We start from the raw sequence: 21,340 nt of genomic DNA on the forward strand, positions 1-21,340 counted from the left end.
GCGGCCCCATCGCCGCACGTGCGTCGACTACTTCGCTTGCCCGAGGAATCCGCTGACGATGCGGTAGGTCTCGATGCGCTTCTCGACCTGCGGGATGTGTCCGCAATCGTCGATGATCTCGACTTCGCTGTCGGCGATCAGGCGCTGGAACTCCGCCGCATAGCCGGACGACACGAGCTTGTCGTCGCGGCCCCAGATGATCTTGGTCGGGATCCGGATCCGGTGCAGCCGTTTCGCGAGGCCACGATCCGGAATCGGCCACACGAAGGAGCCGGTGCAGCCCAGCGTCCAGATCCGCGCGGCCAGCGTTTTTACGAAGGATTCCTGATCGGTCGGCATCGCGAGAAACGCGCGTGCGGCTTCGCTGTCCGGATCCGCAAAGAGCAGCGACGGCATCTGCTCGGCGGGCACCGAATTCCAGTGCACGACCGGCATGTCGTCCCGCCACAGGCCGATCGGGTCCAGCAGCACGGCCCGGCGGAACAACGTGGGGAACGTCGACGCGAGCTCGGCTGCCAGCATGCCGCCGAAGCTTTGCCCGATGACGATCGGCCGTTCGATGCCGAGCTGGCGGATCGCTTCTTCATAGGCCAGCACGACGTCGTGAAGATCGTCGAACTGCCGCACCGCGTAAGGGTCGTCCGCACTGGTTCCCGGAAACTCGATCGCGAAAATGCGATGCGTGCCCGCGAGGTCCATCAGGAAGTCGTCGATCACGAGGCCGGCCGCCGGATGAAGATAGACGACATCCGCACCCGTGCCGAAAACCTTGACGCGAAGCGTGACTTTGCCGCCCCACACCGGCACCTTGCGCTCCTCGAGCGGAACGCTGACGGCAGCCTGGTTCGGGGATTCGATCGTTTCGGTGTTCATGCCTGTGTCTCCGCGAGTTGTTGTTGGCGAGCATCGAGCGGAACGCCGCCCAGCCGCTCCGGCCACCAGTGATGCTGATGCCCCTTGTCGCTCCACAGCTTCTTGAGGTCCGGCATCACGTATTTGGTAAACATGTCGATGTTGTACTGCGCGAGCTCCTTCGGCATCGAGCCGAACTGCAGCATCGCGTGCAGGTTGCCGATGCCGAATTCGCGTGCATATTCGACGAGCTGCTCGCGCACCGTGCTGATCCCGCCGGCGACGACCGCACCCGATTCGAGGAGATCCCGGTAGGTCGCCGTCTTCATCCGGTCGTACATGCCGAAATCCTTCGGATCGCGGAAGATGAATTCGAGCCCGCGGATGTCGATGCCGCCCGGCAGTGCCAGCCGGTGCATCCCGATGCCGCCGAGCGCCTTGCGGAAGAAGTATTCCGCATGCCGTGCGTACAGCCGCTCGGCTTCGGCATCCGTTTCGGCAACCGCGATCGACTGCATGAAGCCGATCCGGTACGGGTTCGGTGCCTTGCCCGCTTCCTGTTCGATCTCGCGGAACCGGTCGAAAATGCGCTTGCCGGTGGCTTTCGCGCCGAACCAGCCGAAGTAATTGAATCCGTAGTCGCGATCGACGATGAACTTCATCGTGTTCGGGTTGCCGATCGCCGTGATCCAGACCGGCGGATGCGGCGCGTTCTGGATCGGACGCGGCCAGATGTTCACGTCCGGGTGCTGGGAGAACTTGCCGTTCCACGCGAACGGCTTCGGCGCCTTCCACGCCTTCAGGATGAGTTCGAGGTTTTCATCGAAGCGCGCGCGCGTCTGCAGCGGCGACACGCCGTTGTTCACGTTCGCGTCGTACGCCAGGCCGATCGGAAAACCGCAGATGAGACGCCCCCCCGACATGCAGTCGAGCATCGCCTGCTCTTCGGCCACCCGCAGCGGCTCCAGCGTCTTGCCGAGCGAGCGCCCGATCGGATAGATCGCGGTCTCGATGCCTTCGACTTCGGTCATGTAGGCCAGCACGGCCTCGAACAGATCCGGGTTCGGCATCATGTCGTACGAGCTTTGCCCGTGCTCGGTGATCGCGAGCCCGTCGAAGCCGGCGCGCGCCGCATACATCATCTCGTCAAGCGCATCGCGATAGGCGCCCCGGATGCCTTGCGGCGTCGTGAGCCCATAGGGCGTCGTGACGACCGATTCGTGTTTCGTTTCGAAATCGGCCGGCAAGTCCCGATACGGAACCTGTTGGAAGTAGTTGATCTTCATGTGTCACCTCTCATGTTTGCCTGGTGAGGCGTTTTTTGCCGAAACCTTCAAGCTGCCGCGTGAAAGCATCACGACGTCAGGAAATTCCGGACCAGTTGATTGAACTTCGCGGCCTTCTCGATCTGCACCCAATGCCCGCATTCGGAGAACATGTGCAGCTCCGCATGCGGAATCAGCTGGAACAGCCGCTCGCTGGTCCGGGTCGGAATCACCTTGTCTTCCCGCCCGTGCACGATCAGCGTCGGCTGGCGGATGGCCGACAGTTTTTCGTCCGGCACGGCCAGCGCGTCGATGCCTTGCTGGCGGGGCGCCGGGAACATCCGGCCGAAAGTCTCCTGATACCCGGGCCGGATGCTGGCCTCGTAACGCGAATCGGCAAGCGCGTCGGTCAGCATCCCGTGGTTGTAGGCGAACGTGTGCAGGAGATTCCGCATGTTCTCTTTCGACGGCTCGTACCCCCACACCGCATCGAGCCCGGGCGTCAGTTCGAACGGCACGCCGACACTTCCCATCAACACGATCTTGCCGACCCGCTCGGGGAAGGTCGTCGCCAGCGTCAGCGCGAGCGCGCCGCCGAACGAGTTGCCGATCACGTCCACCTCGGTCAGCCCCAGCGCATCGAGAAAGCCGACGAGATGCTCGAGCCAGAGCCGCTTGCCATACGTCGCGCCATCCGGGCGCTCGGTGTAACCGAAGCCCACGATGTCCGGCGCGATCGGCCGGCAGAACTCCGCCAGCGCGGGCAGCGTCTGCCGCCAGTTCGCCCACGCGGTGACGCCCGGCCCGGAGCCGTGGATCAGCAGCACCGGCCGCCCGCTTCCTTCGTCGTGGTAGTTCGTGGTGATGCCGTCCGCACGAATCGAGCGCCCGATTTCGGGGTCGTTCCGGGTCGCTGCTGTCTCGTTCATCTCGTTGTTCCTTGAATGCAATTGCCCTGCCAACCTGCTGTAAATCCGCTGCCTCGCGGTCGCGCCGGATGACGCGACCGGCCGCGCAGGTCAGGTGTAGACCTCGATGAAATCCGGTCTCGGTTCGCCCTGGTGATAGAAAATGCCGCGCCAGATGTCCTCCGCGTGCCAGGTGATGGGCGGCATGTCGGGTTGCGCGTAGTAGCCGAGCCCCGCGAACATCTCGTTGCGATTGCCCGACGGATCGAAGAAGTAGGTCGTCTGCCCACGGGTAATGCCGTGGCGCTGCGGCGTGACGTCGATCTTCACCTGATGCTTGCCGAGCACATCGGCCGCGCGCAGCACGTCGTGCCAGCTGTCGAGGTAGAACGCCACGTGATGCAGGCCGGCAACCGGGCCGCCGGCCATGGCCAGATCGTGAGGCTTGCAGCCCCGGAACAGCCACACGGCGGCCTGCACCGAGTGATCGGGCCCGGCGAGCACCTGCTCGGCCAGATGGAAATCGAGCGCCTCGCCGAGGAAGCGCGTGTTCTCCTCGACGGTGTTGATGCCAGCCTCCGGGTCGACCGGGCACATCAGCATCACGTGATCGAGCCAATGCACCGCCGCGCCTTCGAGGCCATCGGGCCAGGGCTCCGGATTCAGCGTGCCGACACTCTTGCCGCGAAATTCCTTGTCCGCGTACAGGTACATCAGATGCCCGCTGGGCAGCGTGAAGCCGATGGAGCGCCCGCACCGCTCGAGATGTCCCGCCGCATGCTCGGTCGCCCGAACGCCGGCTGCCTCGACTCTCGCCGCCAGCGTGTCGAGATCGGCCTCCTTCTCGACCTTGTACGCGATGTGCTCGACGCCGGACCGATCCGCCTGCGTCAGCGAAACGGAATAGAGATCCCACTCGTCCCATCCCTTCAGATAGACCGTGCCGCGCGCGTCGACATGGCTTTTCTGCAGGCCCAGCACCGTCACGTAATGATGCAGCGCCCGATCGAGGTCGAGCACTCGCAGGGCCACGTGACCGATTCTCATCACACCCATCATCCCCTCCTTCATGATTTTGGATAACTAACTGCTTTTGATCGTGCAGCGTTCCTTCGATTTTCCGAGCAACTCGACGACCAGGTTCGACAGCGGGTAGATCCGGCACGCCAGCACGTCGCTGCCTTCACCGGCCGTCGGGCTGACGTGCGCCCGGCTCATCGGGCCGGACGCATAGCTGCCATGCAGCACCCTGATCTTGCAGATGCCGCATCCACCGCCGTGGCAACCCGACCGGATCGACTTCGTTCCCGCGCCGATGGCCGCCTGCAGCACCGGCTGATTGCCGTGGCAGTTGAACCGCTCCGCCGTATCGACGATGTAGACCTGGCAGACCGCCCCGTTCCAGGCTTCGTCGCTGCCCGGTTCGGTCCGATCGACCTGATTCCACCGAATCGGGATGCGTATGGTCCCGACACCCTCCTCGTTGATGCCGATCCGATGCAATTGCTCCATCAATCGTGCAAAGCGCTGCCCCCCGCTCGACCCGGCGCGCAGGCATTCCGACTTCAGCCAGGCCAGCGAGATCGATGCGAAATCCGCGTCGACGCCAACCGCGACACCGTCCAGCACCGCGCGCACATGCTGCAACTCGGTACGCGGCTGGTGCACGAGGAGCGCCAGCCGACTGACGTCCAACCCGTCCGAGACCCTGATCCGCCATTGCCTGTCCACCACGACGTACATCGCTGCCCCCTCTATCTCGTCAGATGCCACCCCGGCCGGATTCGAATCTCGTCGACCCATAAACTGATGATGTCATCAGTTATGATTTAACGATCACATTTGCGAAGAGTCAAATGGGGTTTTCCCCAGCCACGTTTACCTGCGCCGGCAGTTGAAACTGATGAAATCATCATCTATGATTTTTTCATCACTCTGCGGAGCTGGCCAGCAGGGTGCAATCGAACTCAAGGAGACAAGTCATGGTGATGCCAACGGAATTTCGGGATGCAATGTCGCGGCTGGGTGCGGCCGTCAATGTCGTGACGACGAATGGCCTCGCCGGCCTGGGCGGCTTTACCGCGTCGGCGGTATGCAGCGTCACGGACAGCCCGCCCACACTGCTCGTCTGCATGAATCAGAGCAGCCACCAGTACGACCGCTTCGAGGCCAACGGCGTGCTGTGCGTGAACGTGCTCGGTGCCGAGCAGGAACATGTCTCGCGGCTGTTCAGCGGGCAGACGCGTGCGTCGGTCGAGGACCGGTTCGCGCAGACCGATTACGCGTATCTGGAGACCGGTTCGCCGGTGCTGCCCGACAGCCTGGTGTGCTTCGACTGCAAGATCGACCGCATCGAGAAAGTCGGCACGCACGGCATCCTGTTCTGCCAGGTCGTCGGGATCGGGAACGGGTCTCAAGCGGGCGGCCTGCTGTATTTCGACCGCGCCTACCATCGGCTCACGAGCGTCAGGCCGGTCTAGTCGGCACCGCCGCCGCGCGTTGGATATCGACTCAAAGGGTGATACGCTTGTTCGGTTCCCGATATTGCTTTAGCGCACACCAGACGTTGTTCAGCAATGAAGCCGTTCTTGCCGCAGCGCCGGTGCGCCGGCATGGAAATCGTGTCCGTGCGCGGTTCTGCGGCAAGTTCTGAACGGCGCGCTTCGGCTAACCTGGCTTACGAGATGGATGATCGAACCAAACCACGCGCAGTGACGCGCACCAAGGCGGCCCCCAAGCCCGCTGCTCCCAAAACCTCGTCCGTCAGGAAGACGCGAACGAAAGCGCCTGCCAAAGCCCCCCTGCACAGCGACAGCGATGCGCCGATGCCGCGCGGCATGCGATCGCGCCTGGCGACGCGGAGCAAGCTCATCGAAGCGGCGCACACCCTGATGGCGGAAAAGGGCTTCGACCTCTGCACGATCGAAGAGATCACGAGGCTGGCCGATGTCGGTTTCGGCTCCTTCTACAACCACTTCGAGTCGAAGGACGAGATCGCCAAGGCGGTATTCGCGCAGCGTGCATCGGAGATCGGCGTCATCACGGACGAAATCTCGGCGCGCGAGACGGACCGGGCCGTCGCGATCAGTCACGTGCAGAAGATGTTCCTGACCAAGGCGGTCCATGATCCCGTGTGGGGGCGCTTCATCGTGCGCGCGCAGGATTCGCATCGGCAGATGAACGAGACGTTCGTGGTTCGTGCGTCGAAAGACATCGGCGACGGCACCGAGCAAAAGCGGTTCTCGATTCAATACATCGACACCGCGGCAGACATCACGATTGCCGCATTGATCAGTGCGATGACCCGGATTCTCGATGGCGGCCCGAGTGCGCAGATCACCGCCGAAACGGTCGAATGCCTGATGCGGCTCTACGGCGTCGCACCGGACGAGGCCCGCCGCCTTGCCGAAATGCCGCTGCCGGATTACGTCACCGACTTCTTCAAGTAACGCCGGCGCTGCCGTTGCAGGTCCGTCGGCAGCGTCGAACGAGTTCGGCATCGCCCCCGTCGAACCACCGCGAGATGGCCATGTCTGGCTGCGTGCCGCCGGGTACGCAACCGCGTCGCCGTTGCAACGCACCCGGCCGTGAGGGGCGAGCCGTTCTGCGCCAGGACATCCACCGCGCCGCCAACGAAGCGTTTCCCGCTTTCGATCTTCCAGACGTCCCATAGCAAAACGGGCGCGATGAGTTATCACGCCCCGCTGCTTCATCGACTTTCCCAAGCTGGCCTGCCCCCACCGGGGCCCCGCATCACGACCGCGAACAGGATTCGCCGACGACGCGGGCAGTCTCAAGCCCACGCTCCAGCGGCCCCTCGAGCCGCACCCGCTCAAAGCCGCTGCGACCCGCCCGACAGAAGGCCCGCGGCCACACTTGTACGATCGAAAAGAAAATAAGGACGTTGAAGCATGGATCGTTCGGCCGTCAGTGAATATCGTTGACAGCCTTGGCCGCGTGCGTCCGCGCACGCCACGCCGCTCGTCAATGCCCCGGAATCATTCGACAAGACCGCGCCCGCCGGCACACGGGATCGTCCTATCGCGCCCATCGGCACGCACCTGGACCTAGACCTGGACCGGCAGGCCCGGCCCAAGGCCGCACCACGCAGGCACGCGGCCGCTTCCGGAGCACCCTCCGATTCCGTCTTGCCCCCGTCGCAAGACAGATCCAACACCTACTTTCAAGGGATCGAAATGAACAAGATCTGGTTCATCACCGGCGCATCGTCCGGTTTCGGCAAAGCGCTCGCCGAATTGGTACTGGCCGCCGGCGACTGCGCGGTGCTGACCGCCCGCCGCCTGGAGTCGCTGCAGGACATCGCCGCCCCTCACGGCGAGCGCGCGCTGGCGCTGCAACTGGACGTGACCGACGCCGCCGCACGCGCCGCCGCGCTCAAGGCCGCGAACGAGAAATTCGGGCGCATCGACGTGCTGGCCAATATCGCAGGCGCAGGCTCGTACGGCGCGCTCGAGGAATTCACGTCCGCCCAGATTCGCGCCCAGATGGAACTGAACTTCTTCGCGGCCGCGGAGTTGTCGCGCGAAGTACTGCCGCAGATGCGCGCGCGGCAGTCGGGCCATATCCTCAACCTGACCAGCATTGCCGGCCTGGTCGCGTTTCCCGGCAGCGGCCTGTACAACGCATCCAAGTTTGCGCTGGAAGGCTTCACGGAGGCGCTGCACCACGAGGTCAAGCCGTTCGGCATCCGCGTGACGCTGGTCGAGCCGGGCGCGTTCCGCACCGGCTTCGCGGGCAACGCGGCGATGAAGGCCGAACAGCGAATCGCCGCCTACGCGCCGCTGGATGCCGGCATGGACGAGTACTACACCACGCAGAACGGCCAGCAGATGGGCGACCCGGTCAAGGGCATGCAGGTGGTCGTCGACATGGTGGCGTGCGACACCGCGCCGGTTCGCCTGATGCTGGGCGAGGATGCTTACCAGCTGTGGGACGGCGCCGTCGCGTCGCGCAACCGCGATCTCGGCGTATGGCGCACACGTGGCGAGGACACGGCCATTCCCGGCGCCGTGAAGAACACCGCGCAGGCGCTCTGAGCGCGTTGAACCCTGCCCGGTCGATGCGCGGATGCGGGCGCCGGTCATCCTGACGAAAAAGGGGCCGGTCGACCCGATCGACCGGCCCCTCTTCCTTCCCGCTACAACCGCGTTACAGCCGGATTTCCTCCAGTTCGGCACCGTCGAATGCGGTGTCTTCGCCACTTGCCCGCCAGCTGTCGATGTCCTGAATCCGCTTGGCGATGGTCGCATCCCAGATCGAAAACGCATCCCGGCCCAGCATCAGGCGCACCGGCGGTGCGTCGCTTGCGACAACTTCCAGCATGCGCCGCGCGGCCTTGGCAGGGTCCCCCATCTGCTTGCCGGCGGAGTGTTCGAGATAGGCTTCGAACGGCTCGACCACGGGCCGGTAAGCATCGATGCGCTGCACGGGCCGCATGTTGACGTCGCCCGCGAACTCGGTGCGGAACGCGCCGGGCTCGACCAGCGTGACGTGAATGCCGAGCGGTCGAGCCTCGATGGCCAGTGCCTCGGTCCAGCCCTCGATCGCGAATTTCGCTGCGCAGTACGGGCCCGCGGCATTCATCGACACCAGCCCCGCGATGCTGCTCACGGTGAGCACATGGCCCGAACCCTGCGCGCGCATCTGCGGCAGCACCGCGCGGGTCATCTCGGCAGCAGCGAAGAAATTCAGCTCCATCTGCTCACGCAACTGATCGAGACTGAACTCCTCGCAGGCGCCGGCCACCCCTCGCCCGGCGACGTTGGCCAGTACGTCGATGCGACCGAAGCGCGCGAGCGTGTCGGCCACGGCCTTGTCGCGCGCCGCGGCATCGGTCACGTCCACGGCCAGCGGGAGCACGCGGTCTTCATGATCCTGTGCGATGGCTTGCAGCCGATCCAGGCGACGGGCGGTGATGGCAATGCTGTCGCCATTGGCGATGACGGCCTCGGCCAGCGCCTTGCCGAAGCCCGACGATGCACCCGTGACCAACCAGACTTTTGGATTCTTGCTCATATCGATTCCTTTGCAATCTTGATTCAATGAATGGGGACGCTCACGCTCAAGCGCCGCCGATCGGCGTCAATTGCGCGTCATCGTAGGCCGTGGCCTCGCCCTTCTCGCGCCAGGCGGAAATATCGGCATCGCGCGCGGCCGCCGTCTTTTCCCAGAGCTGATACGCGTCAGCACCGAGCATCAGTCTCAGCGGCGGCGTATCGCTGTTGACCGCTTCGATCATCAGGCGCGCGGCCTTGTCCGGGTCTCCCGGCTGCCGGCCGCTCTCGCTCTCGAGGAACTGCAGAATCGGCTCGACCGTCGGTCGGTATGCGTCGATGGTCTGGCCCGGCCGCATGATCGCCGCGCCGTTGAATTCCGTCCGGAAACCACCCGGCTCGACAATCGTCACGCGGATGCCCAGCGGCCCGACCTCCTGATGCAGCGTCTCGCTCCATCCTTCGAGCGCGAACTTCGCCGCGCAATAGAGCGCGCAGGCCGGAATGGGCGCGAGACCCGCAATGCTGGTCAGGTTGAGGATGTGTCCGTTGCCCCGTGCGCGCATATGGGGCAACACTTCCCGCGTCAGCTCGACGGGGGCGATGAAGTTGAGCTCCAGTTGTTCGCGAAGCTGCTCGCCCGAAAATTCTTCCGCCGCCCCGCACGATCCCCGGCCCGCGATATTCGCGAGCACGTCGACACGCCCGAAGCGCTCCAGCGCCGCACGCACGGCCCGCTGTCGCGCGTCGGCGTTCGTCACGTCCATCGATACCGCCAGCGCACGATCGCCATGCCGGCCGACGATCGCGTCGAGCGCATCGCCCCGGCGAGCCGCCAGCACGGCGTTGTCGCCGGCGGCCAGCACCGCTTCCGCCAGCGCCCGCCCGAATCCCGACGATGCGCCGGTAATGAACCACACCTTGCTCATGAACCTTCTCCTTGCCGTGTCCGCCCACCATCGGGCTGAAGGAGCGTGCAACGACTGCCGAATGCCAATCCGGGCCGCAAGCCCGGCGCTCCAGGGACATGAAGGAGATCGGCACGCCGCCTCCTTCGATGCCCTCAAGATTAGCGGTTGAACCTTGGACACTCCATACGATAAAGTCTGTCATTCTTTGTAGATCGTCCAGGACGCCCCGATGGATCCCTTGTCAGACGTACTCACGCTCCTGAAGCCGCGCAGCCAGTTCTACGCATCGCTCGATGCGGCGGGAGACTGGTCCTTTTCGTTTCCGGCCAACCCGGGCATCAAGTTCACCGCCGTGGTGCGCGGCAGCTGCTGGGGCATCGTCGACGACCTTGCCGAACCCGTCCGGTTCAACCCGGGCGACTGCTTCCTGCTGAACAGCGGCCGTCGTTTCGTGCTCTCGTCCGATCCCGCGTTGCCGCCCGCCGACTGCCAGCCGGTCATGGATGCCGCGGCCCGCGATGGCGTGGCGGTCTGGAACGGCGGCGGCGAGGTGCTGCTGATCAGTGGCCGCTTCGACGTTTCCGCGAGCCACGCCGCGCCGTTGTTCGACACGCTGCCGGCGATCGTCAACGTCCCGAGCGCAACGGGTCATGCGGAAGTGCTGCGCTGGTCGCTGGAGCAGCTTGCCGAGGAAGTCCGCCAGGAGCGGCCGGGTTCCGCGCTGATGGCAACGCACCTGGTTCACTGCATGCTGGTGCAGGTCCTGCGGCTCCACCTGGAAACCTCGACCAACCTGTCTCCGGGCTGGTTCCTGGCGCTGTCGGACCGGCAGATCGGTGCGGCCATTCGGGCGATCCATGCCGATCCGGCCCATCCCTGGACGCTGGCGGAACTGGCGAAGATCGCCGGCATGTCGCGGTCGGGCTTCGCGCAACGGTTCAAGGAGCTGGAAGGCGGTACGGCCATCGGCTATGTGACGCGATGGCGCATGATGACGGCCGCGAATCTCCTGCGCGACGGCGAGCAGAGCGTCTCGTCGATCGCCTTCTCGCTCGGCTACGAATCCGAAAGCGCGTTCAGCACGGCGTTCAAGAGGACGATGTCCTGTTCGCCGCTGCAGTACCGGCGCCAGTCCACGCCGTCCGAAGAACATCGGGACGTGGCGGGTGCGCTGTCGGCCCAGTCGTACGACACGTAACGCAGTCGCGCCCCGCGGCTGCGCTGCGCGCCGACATCCACGACCACCGTGGCGATCGCGATTCGGCAATCCGGTTCCATCGCCCGGAACAAATCGACTGCGACATGCAGCGATTCGGGCTCGTCGAAGCGACAATTCTAAAAATGCGAATTTACGGGGCGACTCGATGCGGATACGCTGCACAAGCACTCGATTGCCCCGGGACGTAACGCGATATCCGTGTTCGCACCCTGCGCGACCACCGTCCAGTCCACTGCAAGACTGACCTTGCGTGGCTGAGCCACTCACTGGCTCACGACGCACACGGGCCGTTACCTGCGGCAATTTCCTCGAGTCGCTCAGCTTTCTCGATAAGTAGTCCTGCATGAAAAACGGATTCAAGAACAACATTTCCAGGAGACTTGAATGAATCGAATGCTCGGAAAAACCGTGATTATCACCGGCGCTGCCAGCGGCATGGGCGCCGCCAGCGCACGCCGCCTCGCGCTCGAAGGTGCGAAGGTCCTGGTCACGGATCTCCGCGAGGATGGCGCCGCGCAGGTTGCGGCGGAGATTCGGAAGCAGGGCCTGACCGCAGATCACGCCCTGCTGGACGTCACGCAGGAAGGCGATTGGCAGGCGGCCGTCGACAAGACGCTGACGCAATGGGGGCAAGTGAACGTTCTCGTGAACAACGCGGGATTGCCCGGAACCCCGGAAACCTGGGACCAGGCCACCCTCGACGGGCTAAGCCAGTTGATCGCGCTGAACCTCAATGGCCAGTTCCTGGGCATCAAGGCCGTCCTGCCCCACATGAAGAAGGCGGGCGGTGGATCGATCGTGAACATGTCGTCGATCGCCGGGATGATCTGTTTCCCCAATCTGCATCCCGGCTACGGCGCATCGAAAGGGGCGAACCGCCTCCTGTCGAAAGGTGCGGCCGTCGATCTTGCCGCGTTCGGCATTCGTGTGAACTCGGTGCACCCGGGCCTGATCCATACCCCGCAGAGCGCGTATCTGTTCGAGGATCCCGAAATCGTCAAGGCCGTGCTGTCCAAGATCCCGCTGTCCCGCCCGGGCAAGCCGGAGGAAGTCGCGAACGTCGTGCTCTTCCTTGCGAGCGACGAGTCGTCCTACGTGACGGGTGCGGAACTGGTCGTCGACGGCGGTTACACGACGCTCTGACGTCGCGGGCGGCCGACCTCTGCGCGTAGGCATGCCGGCCGCTCTTTTCGATTCGATTTCCCGATTCCCCTGATACGCCGGCGTCACGCGCACAAGGAAGTGTCGATGAAGGCCAAGCGCCCATAGCCGCTGGCCGGCACATCCATTCCGCTCGACCTTCCGCGGCAACCCAGCCTAACAGAAGGTAGGTTAAAATCGCCCCTGCGGCACGAAGCTCCGCACCGGTCGCGATATCGATTCGTCACCGTCGCTTCGCCCTCCGCCACGCCGCGGTCGCATACGCACCGCGATCGCCGTTCCCCCAACCATCGATGCCCGTTCAACGCAACGCACACCCGCCCTGCCCCGAAGGAAATGACGAAATGAAGCTGCCTCCTCCCCAACCACGACAGATGTTGCACGAGCGGCGCGTCATTACCCGCGGTTTTCTACGCGACGACGGCCTGTGGGACATCGAAGGAGAGATCGTCGACGAGAAGGGTTACGACAGTGTGGATCGCGAACGCGGCACGCTGCCCGCCGGCACGCCGTATCACAACATGTGTGCAAGACTGACCGTCGACAACGACCTGAAGATTCACGAAGTGGCGACGTCGATGCCCGCGACGCCATTCGCGTATTGCCCGGGCGCGAACGATCCCACGCAGGGCCTCGTCGGAAAATCGCTGACGCGCGGCTTCCGGCGTGCCGTCGACGACACCCTCGGCGGCGTGCGGAGTTGCACGCACCTGAGAGACCTGATCCTGTCGATGGCGACGACCGCCTACCAGACGATCTTCGCGTATCAGTCGCAGTTCTCGCCCGACCAGGTCGACACGACGTTCGGCAACGACGCGCCGCCGTTTTTCATCAACCGTTGCCGGACGTGGGCGGAATCGACACCGGTGGTCGCCCAGTACTATCCGAAGTACTACCGCAAGCCCTGACCGATACATGCGCGGTGGCGAATCCGTTCGACGCGCCTGCGCCGATCGATTCGCCGTGCGGTGGTACGGGCCTATGGCCCGCCAGACAAGAACGGGATGCCTAGTTGGGTTCCAGGTAATGCCCCACCGCGCCATACAGGTCCAAGTACCAGATGACCAGGTCGCGAAAACAGCCGATTCCGAAACGCTGATAGAAGCGGCGCCGATAGCACACGACCGTATCCGCACTGATGCCCAGGTCCAGTGCGATGCGTTCCGTCGACAGGCCGTAGAGCATGCGCGCGGCCACCTGGCCCTCCCGCTTCGAAAAATTCTCGCGACACAACGACAGACACCTTTCGATGACGGGCAGCGACGTCAGCGCCCTGGACATCGCCTGCTTCTCCAGTTGCAACGCGTAATGCCGCGCCACCATCGGAAAGGCCATCTCGCCAAGCAGGCGCAACCGATACTCCTCGTCCGCCGTGAAGCATCCGCGTGCCCGTGACCGGATGCCAGCCAGATAGAGCCTCCCGGAAGGACTGTCGCCGATGGCGATGACCCGCTCGCCCACGTCGACGAACTCGTAGAAATCCCGCATTTCCTGGCTCTTGGTGCGTACGGTATCGAAGCGAAACACGGCCGGGCCATGCTCGATGTCATGGTCGTAGCGGGTAAATTCGGAATCGAAGCGCCACACCTTCTGATCGATATAGCGTTCGCTCTGCTGCTCGGCTCTTCCGGTGCCGCTCGCGCAAATGGATGCAACGATCTGCGGTTCGTCGACCGTGCCGCGAAAGATATGCACCTGGTCGACACCCAGCGCCTCGACCAGCAGCCGCGTCACCTCGACTTCGAATGTCGGACGCCCGAACGAAGCCAGCAGGCTGTCCCACTGGAAGCCGCTGCTCCATCGCCAGTCCGTCGCCATCGATGAAGCAGGCGACCTTTCTACCTTGGTACGCACGTCTGTCTCCATGAGTCATTCGAATGCTGTCTTTGCGAAAAGAATAGCATTCCGGCGCGCCCGCCGAGGCGTCACGTCGCGCGCTGTTTCACGATCGCCGCGCGTTCGCCGGGACATCAGGCAGGCAAGTTGCACCGTATCCGGCTCGACGAAGCCGGTCACGCAGCGGCAATACGAACGACGACCTAGGGTAATTGCGCCCCCTCGGCAGGTAGCAGACATGCGCTGCCCCACCCGATAGCCTTCTCCTGTCCATTCCGGATTACCAAAACCGATCGATCGACGATCGGCAAACTTCGCTGCGCATCAGGAGAAAACCATGGCATTCACCCATCGCCGCATCGTCACGGGCCTCGACAACGAAGGCAAGTCCTGCGTGGTTTCCGACAAGACGCTGAACCAGATTCCCGAATGCCAGGGCGTGCCGGCCGTGATCTGGAAAACGGACGGCTATCCGGTCAGCAACGTCGGCAACGACGAGGCGGCGGCACCGTTCGGCACGGACACCTTTACCAGCTCGACGTTCTTCCTGCTGTTTTCCCCGTCCTCGTCCGATGCGCCGTCGGCCTGGCATACGACCGACACGATCGATTATGTCGTTGTCCTGAGCGGCAAGGTTCTCCTCGAGCTCGAAACGGGCAGCGTGGAACTCAAGGCGGGCGACCTGATCGTCGATCGCGGCGTCAAGCACAGCTGGCGCGAAACCGGCGGCCAGCCGGCCACGCTGCTGGCCGCGGTCGTTCGCGCCGAACCGCTCGGCGAAGGTGCAAGCTTCGGCGACAACTTCGACCAGTACATCAAGAGCTGAGTGCGACGGGCGGAGAACCATCATGATCTGGGAAGGCCGAAACGACCGGCTGTACATCGGTGGAGAATGGGTCAAGCCGGACTCCACGCACTTCGTCGAGCTCGTTTCCCCGTTGACCGAAGAGAAGATGGCCAGCGTCATCTCCGCGTCGAAAGTGGATGCGGATGCCGCCGTGGCCGCTGCTCGCCGTGCATTCGACCATGGCCCATGGCCACGCATGTCGCTGCACCAGCGCATGGACGTGATGGCCCGGTTGCGCGAGTTGCTGATCGAGCACGAAAGCCTGATCGCGCACCTCGTCACCGAGGAGATGGGTTGCCCGATCTCGATCTCGCGATGGATGCAGGCAGGCGGGCCCATCAGCATGCTGGGCATGTTCCTGGAGGTGGCGCCGCACTATCCGTTTTCGCAGGTCCGCCGCACCGCGACAGGCAACGGCCTCGTGTTACGCGAACCCCTCGGCGTCGTTGCCGCTGTCGTGCCATGGAACGCGCCGCTGCAGATAGCGGTCCTGAAGCTCGCTCCTGCGCTGCTGGCCGGGAACACCGTGATCCTCAAGCCCGCGCCCGAAACGCCGCTCGACGCCTGTCTGCTGGCCGAACTCGCGGAGAAGGCCGGCCTGCCGAAGGGTGTACTGAACGTTCTCCCTGCCGACCGCGAGGTCAGCGAGTACCTCTGCCTGCATCCGGAGGTCGACAAGGTCTCGTTCACGGGTTCCAGCGCCGCCGGCCAGCGGCTCGGCGCATTGTGCGGAAACGACATCAAGCGCATCACGCTCGAACTGGGCGGCAAATCGCCCGCCATCGTGCTCGACGATGCCGATATCGGCAAGGCGGTGGAGTCGCTGCGGATGGGCTCGCTGCGCAACTCGGGCCAGGTGTGCAGCAACAAGACGCGCCTGCTCGTCTCGAAACACCGCAAGGACGAACTGATCGACGCATTCGTCGCGATGGTTCGCTCGATGCCGGTCGGCGATCCGTTCGATCCGCTCACCCAGATCGGGCCGCTCGTCAGTGCCCGCCAACGCGACCGGGTTGAAGGCTATATCGCGAAAGGCAAGCAGGAAGCGCGGCTCGTGCTCGGCGGCGGCCGGCCGAAGGGGCTCACGCGCGGCTGGTTCGTGGAGCCCACGATCTTCGCGGACGTCGACCCGGATGCGGTGATCGCGCAGGAAGAAATCTTCGGCCCGGTGATCTCGATCCTGTCCTTCGACAGCGACGACGATGCCGTGGCGATCGCCAACAACTCGGCCTACGGGCTGCACGGCGCCGTGTTCTCCGCCGACACCGAGCGGGCCGTGACCGTCGCAAGACGCGTCCGGACCGGTGCAATCGACATCAACGGCGCCAGCGCGGGCTATCACTCGCCGCTCGGCGGAAGGAAGAAGTCCGGGATCGGTCGCGAGGCCGGCATCGAAGGTTTCGACGGCTATGTCGAAATCAAGTCGATCGGCATACCGGTCAGTTATGCAGAACAACTGTCGAGCTGAAGCCGCCGTGGGAGATGACGCCCTTCCCGGGCACAAGGAAAACGCGCATGGAAATTTATGACTACATCGTCGTGGGTGCCGGCTCGGCGGGCTGCCCCGTTGCCAGCCGGCTGTCGGAAGATCCGCAGAACCGGGTGCTGCTGATCGAGGCCGGCGGGCCGGCCGACAATTTCTGGATTCGCTCGCCGGCGGGCATGGGGCGGCTGTTTCTGGAAAAGCGCTACAACTGGTCGTATTTCACCGAAGCCGGCCCGCAGATTCACGACCGCAAGATCTACTGGCCGCGCGGGCGCACGATGGGTGGCACCAGCGCCGTCAACGGCATGGTCTATATCCGCGGCAATCCGCTGGATTACGAACGCTGGAAAAGCCTCGGCAACGACGGATGGGGGTGGGACGACGTCCTGCCCTACTTCAAGCGTTCCGAATCCAATGCGCGGGGCGCCAGTGAACATCACGGCGCAGACGGCCCGCTGCGTGTGTCCGATCCCGTCACCCGCAGCCCCGCGATCGAGGATTTCATCCGCGCCGCCGACAGTATCGGCATTCCCCATATCAAGGACCTCAATGCGCCGCCGTACGAGGGCGTCGACTTTCAGCAGCATACGATCCGCGACGGCCGCCGCGAGACGTCCTTCAACGCCTTCATCGAGCCTCACCTGCAGCGCCGCAACCTGACGGTCCTCGGCAATGCGCGCGTCCTGCGCGTGGTGATGCAAGGCAACGTGGCGACCGGCATCGAGATCCTGCAAAACGGCGAGCGGCGAATCATCGAGGCTGCGCGGGAAATCGTGATCTCGGCAGGCTCGCTCAATTCGCCTCACCTGCTGATGCTGTCGGGCATCGGCGACGGCGCGAAACTGCAGGCCAAAGGCATCGACACGCGCGTGGACCTGCCGGGCGTGGGACAAAACCTCCAGGACCACTGGTTTGCGCCGATGATCTGGAAAGTCACGCCGGGAAGCTCGTATAACCAGCGCCTTTCCGGGCTGCGCAAATATGTCGAAGGCGCGCGCTATCTGCTGACGCGTACCGGCGTCCTGGCGATCTCCGCGTCGCAGGGCGCGGCCTTCGTGCGCAGCTCCGCGGATCTCGGGCAACCCGATCTGCAACTGGTGCTGCGGCCCCTGTCCTACACGTTCCACCCGAAGGGCGCGGTCATCGTCGACCGTTTCCCCGGCCTCAGTGCCGGCGTGGTGCTGCTCAATCCGGCGTCGCGCGGCTGGGTCGACCTCGCCTCTCCCGATCCGCTCACAGCGCCCGTGTTCCAGCCCAACTACCTGGCGGCACCGGACGACGCGATCCGCACGCTGCGCGGCGTGCGCCGGATGCGCGAAATCATGGCGGCTAAACCGATGGCCGAGCGCGTCGTCGAAGAGATTTCGCCGGGCCCCGGCGCCACCACCGATGAACGCCTGCTCGAGCATCTCAAGAGCATCGGCAACTGCGGCTGGCATCAGGTCGGAACCTGCAAGATGGGCGTGGATGCGATGGCGGTGGTCGACCCACGGCTACGCGTTCACGGCGTGCAGCGCTTGCGCGTCGCCGACGGCGCAATCATGCCGACGATCAACGCCGGCAACACCAACGCGCCCTGCATCATGATCGGCGAGAAAGCGGCCGCCATGATTCGTGAAGACGCACTACCTCGCCGAGAAACAAGCGGGACGCACACGCGTTAGTCCATTCGACGAATCGAACCGCGAACCCCGACATTCAGACAACCGCGCAATGCGAGCGAAACCGCGAAATACCTGACATGACCCTCTCCGAACAACTCATCCAGTTCTCCCGGAACCTCGACTTCGCCGATATCCCTGCCGACGCATTGGCCAACGCCAAGCTGCATGTGCTCGACACGATCGGCATCTGCCTCGCCGCATCGCAAGACGACACGGCGCAGGCGGTCAAGCGAGCCATGGCGCGAATCGGCACGCACCCGGAATCGTCGATCATCGGCGGCACGGAGAAGTTTTCCGCGGCCGCCGCCGCGCTGATCAATTCCAGCGCAGCCCACGGCCCCGACTTCGACGACACGCATCAAGGTTCGGTGATCCATATCAGTTCGGTGGTCGTGCCCGCGAGCCTCGCCGTCGCGGAATCGGTCGGCGCCAGCGGAAGGGATTTCCTCACTGCCGTCGTCGCCGGTTATGAAACGACGACGCGGCTCGGCATGGCCGCGCCCGGCGTCTTCCACATGAGGGGCTACCATGCGACGTCGCTGGTCGGGATCTTCGGCGCGGTGCTGATCGCCGGCAAGCTGAACGGCATGGACGCCGGCGTGCAATGCAATGCGCTGGGCATCGCGGGCAGCCAGGCGTCGGGCATTCTCGAGTGCCTGAACGCGAAGTCCTCGCTCAAGCAGATTCAGCCCGGCTGGGCGGCGTACAGCGGGATCATCGCGAGCATCCTGGCCGAGGAAGGCGTCACGGGCCCGAACACCGTGTTCGAGGGGCGATACGGCTTCTTCAATTCCTTCCTGCCGGAAGGCAACTACGACCTGAAAAAAGCCGTGGCCAATCTCGGGACCACGTGGGAAGTCAACGACATCGCGTACAAGCTGTACCCGTGCTGCCATCACACGCAGGCGTTTCTCGATTGCGTGAAGGAGATCCGCCAAGCGAATCCATTCGCGCTGGATGACATCGAGGAAATCGAATGCATCATTTCACCGATGCAGGCCGAGCTGCTTTGCCACCCGCGGGAAGATCGCTACGTGCCGAAAACGGCGTACACGGCCAAGTTCAGCCTGCCTTACGTCGTGTCGGTGATGCTGCACCGGGGCAAGGTCGGGCTCAGGGCGTTCAGCGACGAAACCATCAAGGACGACAGCATCCTGAAGCTGGCCCAAAGGCTGAAATTCACGGAGTCCGACGATACCGGTTACCCCGGTTCATTCCCCGGGTGGGTCAGGATCAAACTGAGGGATGCCCGGATCTTCGAGCATCGGATGGCGGCCAATCGCGGCGCACAGGCCAATCCGGCAAGCGAGGCCGAAATCATCGGCAAGTTCGAAGACAACGCGTCGATCGTGTTGCCTCGCGAGAAGGTCGATCAGCTCAAGGCGCTGGTGATGGATATCGAGCACGTGCCGGACGTGCGCGCACTCGCCGCGTGCACGTCGATCTGAGCGTGCTCAAATATCCGGATCGGGAATCCGCGCCGACTGGATCACGACCAGCGTGTCCCCCGCCTCGATCCGGCACGGCGGATCCTCGTAGAACGAAAAGATCTTCCCGCATCGATCGAGCCCGACGACGATCGCGCCCGGCACGACGTTCGTCATGCAGCCGACCTCTTGCGGCATCGCCTCGCGCTCCAGCAGCGTCGCACGGCCACGCGTCGACAGCATGTCGTTCACGAACGGCACGATATAGCGGCTATGCACGGCATCCGCGAGCAGCAGCGCGCCGATCTTCGTCGACGACACGATCACGTCGGCGCCCGCCTGCCGCAGTTGCCGCTGGTACAGGTTCTCCTGGATCCGCACGACGATCTTCGTATCGGGCGCGATGCTGCGCACCGACAACGTGAGCAGGATCGCGGTCGGATCGTCGGTCACCGAAATGATCACAGCCTTCGCTTCACGCACCTGCGCCTGCTGCAGCAGATCCTCGTGCGCGGGATCGCCGAGCAATCCCGCCACGCCGAGCGACGTCGCGGCCTCGATCGCCTGCTGCTGCGAATCGATCACGATGAGCGTCGCCGGATCGACGCCGCTCTCGAGCAGTTCGCGCACCGCGATCGAGCCGGACAGGCCATAACCGCATACGACGATGTGATCGGACAATTGCTTCTGCAGGCGTTTCATGCGGAATTCCTCGACGACGCGCTGGATCACGAACTGATACGCCGTGCCCAGGAAAATGAACCAGATGACGATGCGGATCGGCACGATGAAGAACGCATCAATGAGACGCGCCCGTGCGGTGACGGGCACGATGTCGCCGTAGCCGACCGTCGCGACCGTGACCATCGTGAAGTACACGAGATCGGCGACGGTCATCGGCGTGCTCTTGGTCGAATCGCGCAACCCGTCGCGATCGAGATACAGCACGAGGAACGCGAGCGTGCACAGCAGCACGACCGCGCCGATACGGAACAGCAGCGTGCGCCGCGGCGACGTCGCGGGACGCGTGAACAGCGTGCGCGCACGCGGCGCCTGCCACGGATTGCGGGCGCGACGCAGGCGTGAGCGCAACGAGCGGCGCTGGGCGGAGGGCGAAGCCAACGGGGAATCTCCTGAAGGATGCGGGCTCGATTCTACGATGGGTCGGCCGCGACCGGCCGACGTCATCGCGTCGATTCGTCCGTTACAGCATGCTGCGCGGCCGCACCATCGTGCCGTCGACGAAGCGCTGCGCGCGAAACGCCGACAGGTCGAGCGACGGCGCACCCGTGTCGATCCACTCGGCAAGCAGCCGCGCGACGATCGGCCCCATCGCGAAACCGTGGCCGCAGAACCCCGTCGCAATCGCGAGCCCGGACGGCGTGCCCGGCGCATCGATCACCGGAATGCCGTCGGGCAGCACGTCGATCAGGCCGGCCCAGGCCTCGACGATCTGCGCATCCTTCAGCGCGGGGAAGATCGCCTTGAGCTTCGCGAGCGCGCGCGGCGCATGCGCGCGATTCGGCTGCGGCTGCGGATCGCGCGGCTCGATCGGCCCGGTCGCACCGTTGATGCGGGCCAGCGCATCGCGCCACGCGGACCCGTTCACGTGCAGCCGAAATTTGTCGCGCTGCGACCAGAACTCCGGCCAGAACAGGCTCAACCCGCGCAGGTGGCCGAGCGTCAGGTCGACGTCGACCTGCATGTCGTCGGCGAGATTGATTGCACCGTTCTTGCGCTGCCGGATGCC

General features: G+C 64.4%; 20 protein-coding genes. 10 read left to right on the forward strand and 10 right to left on the reverse strand.

Going from position 1 to position 21,340, the window contains the following annotated elements:
* Window positions 1–27: 27 nt before the first annotated feature.
* From G3O00_RS04410 to G3O00_RS04430, 5 genes are all read right to left on the reverse strand, one after another.
* On the reverse strand, window positions 28–873 hold the full coding sequence (locus G3O00_RS04410; RefSeq protein WP_206142209.1) for an alpha/beta hydrolase: 846 nt from the start codon (window positions 871–873) through the stop codon (window positions 28–30).
* Complete coding sequence (locus G3O00_RS04415; protein ID WP_206142210.1) at window positions 870–2,138, reverse strand: LLM class flavin-dependent oxidoreductase; 1,269 nt, start codon at window positions 2,136–2,138, stop codon at window positions 870–872. The genes G3O00_RS04410 and G3O00_RS04415 overlap by 4 nt, the downstream gene beginning before the upstream one ends.
* Window positions 2,139–2,206: 68 nt before the next feature.
* Window positions 2,207–3,046 (reverse strand): alpha/beta hydrolase, encoded by an 840-nt coding sequence (locus G3O00_RS04420; protein WP_206142211.1) that lies wholly within the window; start codon window positions 3,044–3,046, stop codon window positions 2,207–2,209.
* Between the two features lie 90 nt (window positions 3,047–3,136).
* Window positions 3,137–4,081, reverse strand: a complete 945-nt coding sequence (locus G3O00_RS04425; RefSeq protein WP_174929654.1) for a catechol 2,3-dioxygenase — start codon at window positions 4,079–4,081, stop codon at window positions 3,137–3,139.
* A gap of 27 nt (window positions 4,082–4,108) precedes the next feature.
* On the reverse strand, window positions 4,109–4,768 hold the full coding sequence (locus tag G3O00_RS04430; protein ID WP_206142212.1) for a 2Fe-2S iron-sulfur cluster-binding protein: 660 nt from the start codon (window positions 4,766–4,768) through the stop codon (window positions 4,109–4,111).
* A 239-nt stretch (window positions 4,769–5,007) separates the two neighbouring features.
* Here G3O00_RS04430 and G3O00_RS04435 point away from each other — a divergent pair, with 239 nt between their 5' ends.
* From G3O00_RS04435 to G3O00_RS04445, 3 genes are all read left to right on the forward strand, one after another.
* A complete protein-coding gene (locus G3O00_RS04435) occupies window positions 5,008–5,505 on the forward strand; it encodes a flavin reductase (protein ID WP_206142213.1) in 498 nt (165 codons plus the stop codon).
* Between the two features lie 96 nt (window positions 5,506–5,601).
* The gene (locus G3O00_RS04440) at window positions 5,602–6,474 is read left to right on the forward strand and encodes a TetR/AcrR family transcriptional regulator (RefSeq protein ID WP_206142214.1); all 873 of its coding nucleotides are present in this window, start codon (window positions 5,602–5,604) and stop codon (window positions 6,472–6,474) included.
* A gap of 747 nt (window positions 6,475–7,221) precedes the next feature.
* Window positions 7,222–8,082: an oxidoreductase gene (locus tag G3O00_RS04445; RefSeq protein WP_011354783.1), complete on the forward strand. Its 861-nt coding sequence runs from the start codon at window positions 7,222–7,224 to the stop codon at window positions 8,080–8,082.
* A gap of 112 nt (window positions 8,083–8,194) precedes the next feature.
* Here the strand turns inward: G3O00_RS04445 and G3O00_RS04450 are convergent, their stop codons facing one another.
* Window positions 8,195–9,061: an oxidoreductase gene (locus G3O00_RS04450; RefSeq protein WP_206142215.1), complete on the reverse strand. Its 867-nt coding sequence runs from the start codon at window positions 9,059–9,061 to the stop codon at window positions 8,195–8,197.
* A gap of 46 nt (window positions 9,062–9,107) precedes the next feature.
* Complete coding sequence (locus G3O00_RS04455; RefSeq protein ID WP_206142226.1) at window positions 9,108–9,968, reverse strand: oxidoreductase; 861 nt, start codon at window positions 9,966–9,968, stop codon at window positions 9,108–9,110.
* A gap of 211 nt (window positions 9,969–10,179) precedes the next feature.
* Between G3O00_RS04455 and G3O00_RS04460 the strand changes: the two genes are divergently transcribed.
* The 3 genes from G3O00_RS04460 to G3O00_RS04470 all read left to right on the forward strand — a co-directional run bounded on the left by G3O00_RS04460 (window position 10,180) and on the right by G3O00_RS04470 (window position 13,238).
* On the forward strand, window positions 10,180–11,148 hold the full coding sequence (locus G3O00_RS04460) for an AraC family transcriptional regulator (protein ID WP_174929658.1): 969 nt from the start codon (window positions 10,180–10,182) through the stop codon (window positions 11,146–11,148).
* 405 nt (window positions 11,149–11,553) lie between these two features.
* Window positions 11,554–12,312 carry a glucose 1-dehydrogenase gene (locus G3O00_RS04465; RefSeq protein ID WP_206142216.1) on the forward strand — a complete coding sequence of 253 codons (759 nt, stop codon included), beginning with the start codon at window positions 11,554–11,556 and terminating at the stop codon, window positions 12,310–12,312.
* A 362-nt stretch (window positions 12,313–12,674) separates the two neighbouring features.
* Window positions 12,675–13,238 (forward strand): DUF2889 domain-containing protein, encoded by a 564-nt coding sequence (locus tag G3O00_RS04470; RefSeq protein WP_206142217.1) that lies wholly within the window; start codon window positions 12,675–12,677, stop codon window positions 13,236–13,238.
* Between the two features lie 100 nt (window positions 13,239–13,338).
* Here G3O00_RS04470 and G3O00_RS44075 read toward each other — a convergent pair whose 3' ends face one another.
* Window positions 13,339–14,184 (reverse strand): LuxR C-terminal-related transcriptional regulator, encoded by an 846-nt coding sequence (locus tag G3O00_RS44075; protein WP_206142218.1) that lies wholly within the window; start codon window positions 14,182–14,184, stop codon window positions 13,339–13,341.
* A 319-nt stretch (window positions 14,185–14,503) separates the two neighbouring features.
* On the opposite strand from G3O00_RS44075, the gene G3O00_RS04480 reads away from it, so the two are divergent.
* From G3O00_RS04480 to G3O00_RS04495, 4 genes are all read left to right on the forward strand, one after another.
* A complete protein-coding gene (locus tag G3O00_RS04480; RefSeq protein WP_206142219.1) occupies window positions 14,504–14,992 on the forward strand; it encodes a cupin domain-containing protein in 489 nt (162 codons plus the stop codon).
* A 22-nt stretch (window positions 14,993–15,014) separates the two neighbouring features.
* Window positions 15,015–16,481, forward strand: coding sequence for an aldehyde dehydrogenase (locus G3O00_RS04485; RefSeq protein WP_206142220.1), 1,467 nt, complete (start codon window positions 15,015–15,017; stop codon window positions 16,479–16,481).
* 47 nt (window positions 16,482–16,528) lie between these two features.
* Entirely contained in the window at window positions 16,529–18,163 is a 1,635-nt protein-coding gene (locus tag G3O00_RS04490; protein WP_174929663.1) for a GMC family oxidoreductase N-terminal domain-containing protein, read from the forward strand.
* A gap of 77 nt (window positions 18,164–18,240) precedes the next feature.
* Complete coding sequence (locus G3O00_RS04495; RefSeq protein ID WP_206142221.1) at window positions 18,241–19,611, forward strand: MmgE/PrpD family protein; 1,371 nt, start codon at window positions 18,241–18,243, stop codon at window positions 19,609–19,611.
* 6 nt (window positions 19,612–19,617) lie between these two features.
* Here the strand turns inward: G3O00_RS04495 and G3O00_RS04500 are convergent, their stop codons facing one another.
* The gene (locus tag G3O00_RS04500) at window positions 19,618–20,712 is read right to left on the reverse strand and encodes a potassium channel protein (RefSeq protein WP_041493251.1); all 1,095 of its coding nucleotides are present in this window, start codon (window positions 20,710–20,712) and stop codon (window positions 19,618–19,620) included.
* An 82-nt stretch (window positions 20,713–20,794) separates the two neighbouring features.
* A partial coding sequence (locus tag G3O00_RS04505) for an FAD-binding oxidoreductase (protein WP_206142222.1) occupies window positions 20,795–21,340 on the reverse strand: 546 nt, incomplete at its 5' end.

The organism is Burkholderia sp. Ac-20384 (genome assembly GCF_017104605.1).
GTDB lineage: Bacteria > Pseudomonadota > Gammaproteobacteria > Burkholderiales > Burkholderiaceae > Burkholderia > Burkholderia lata.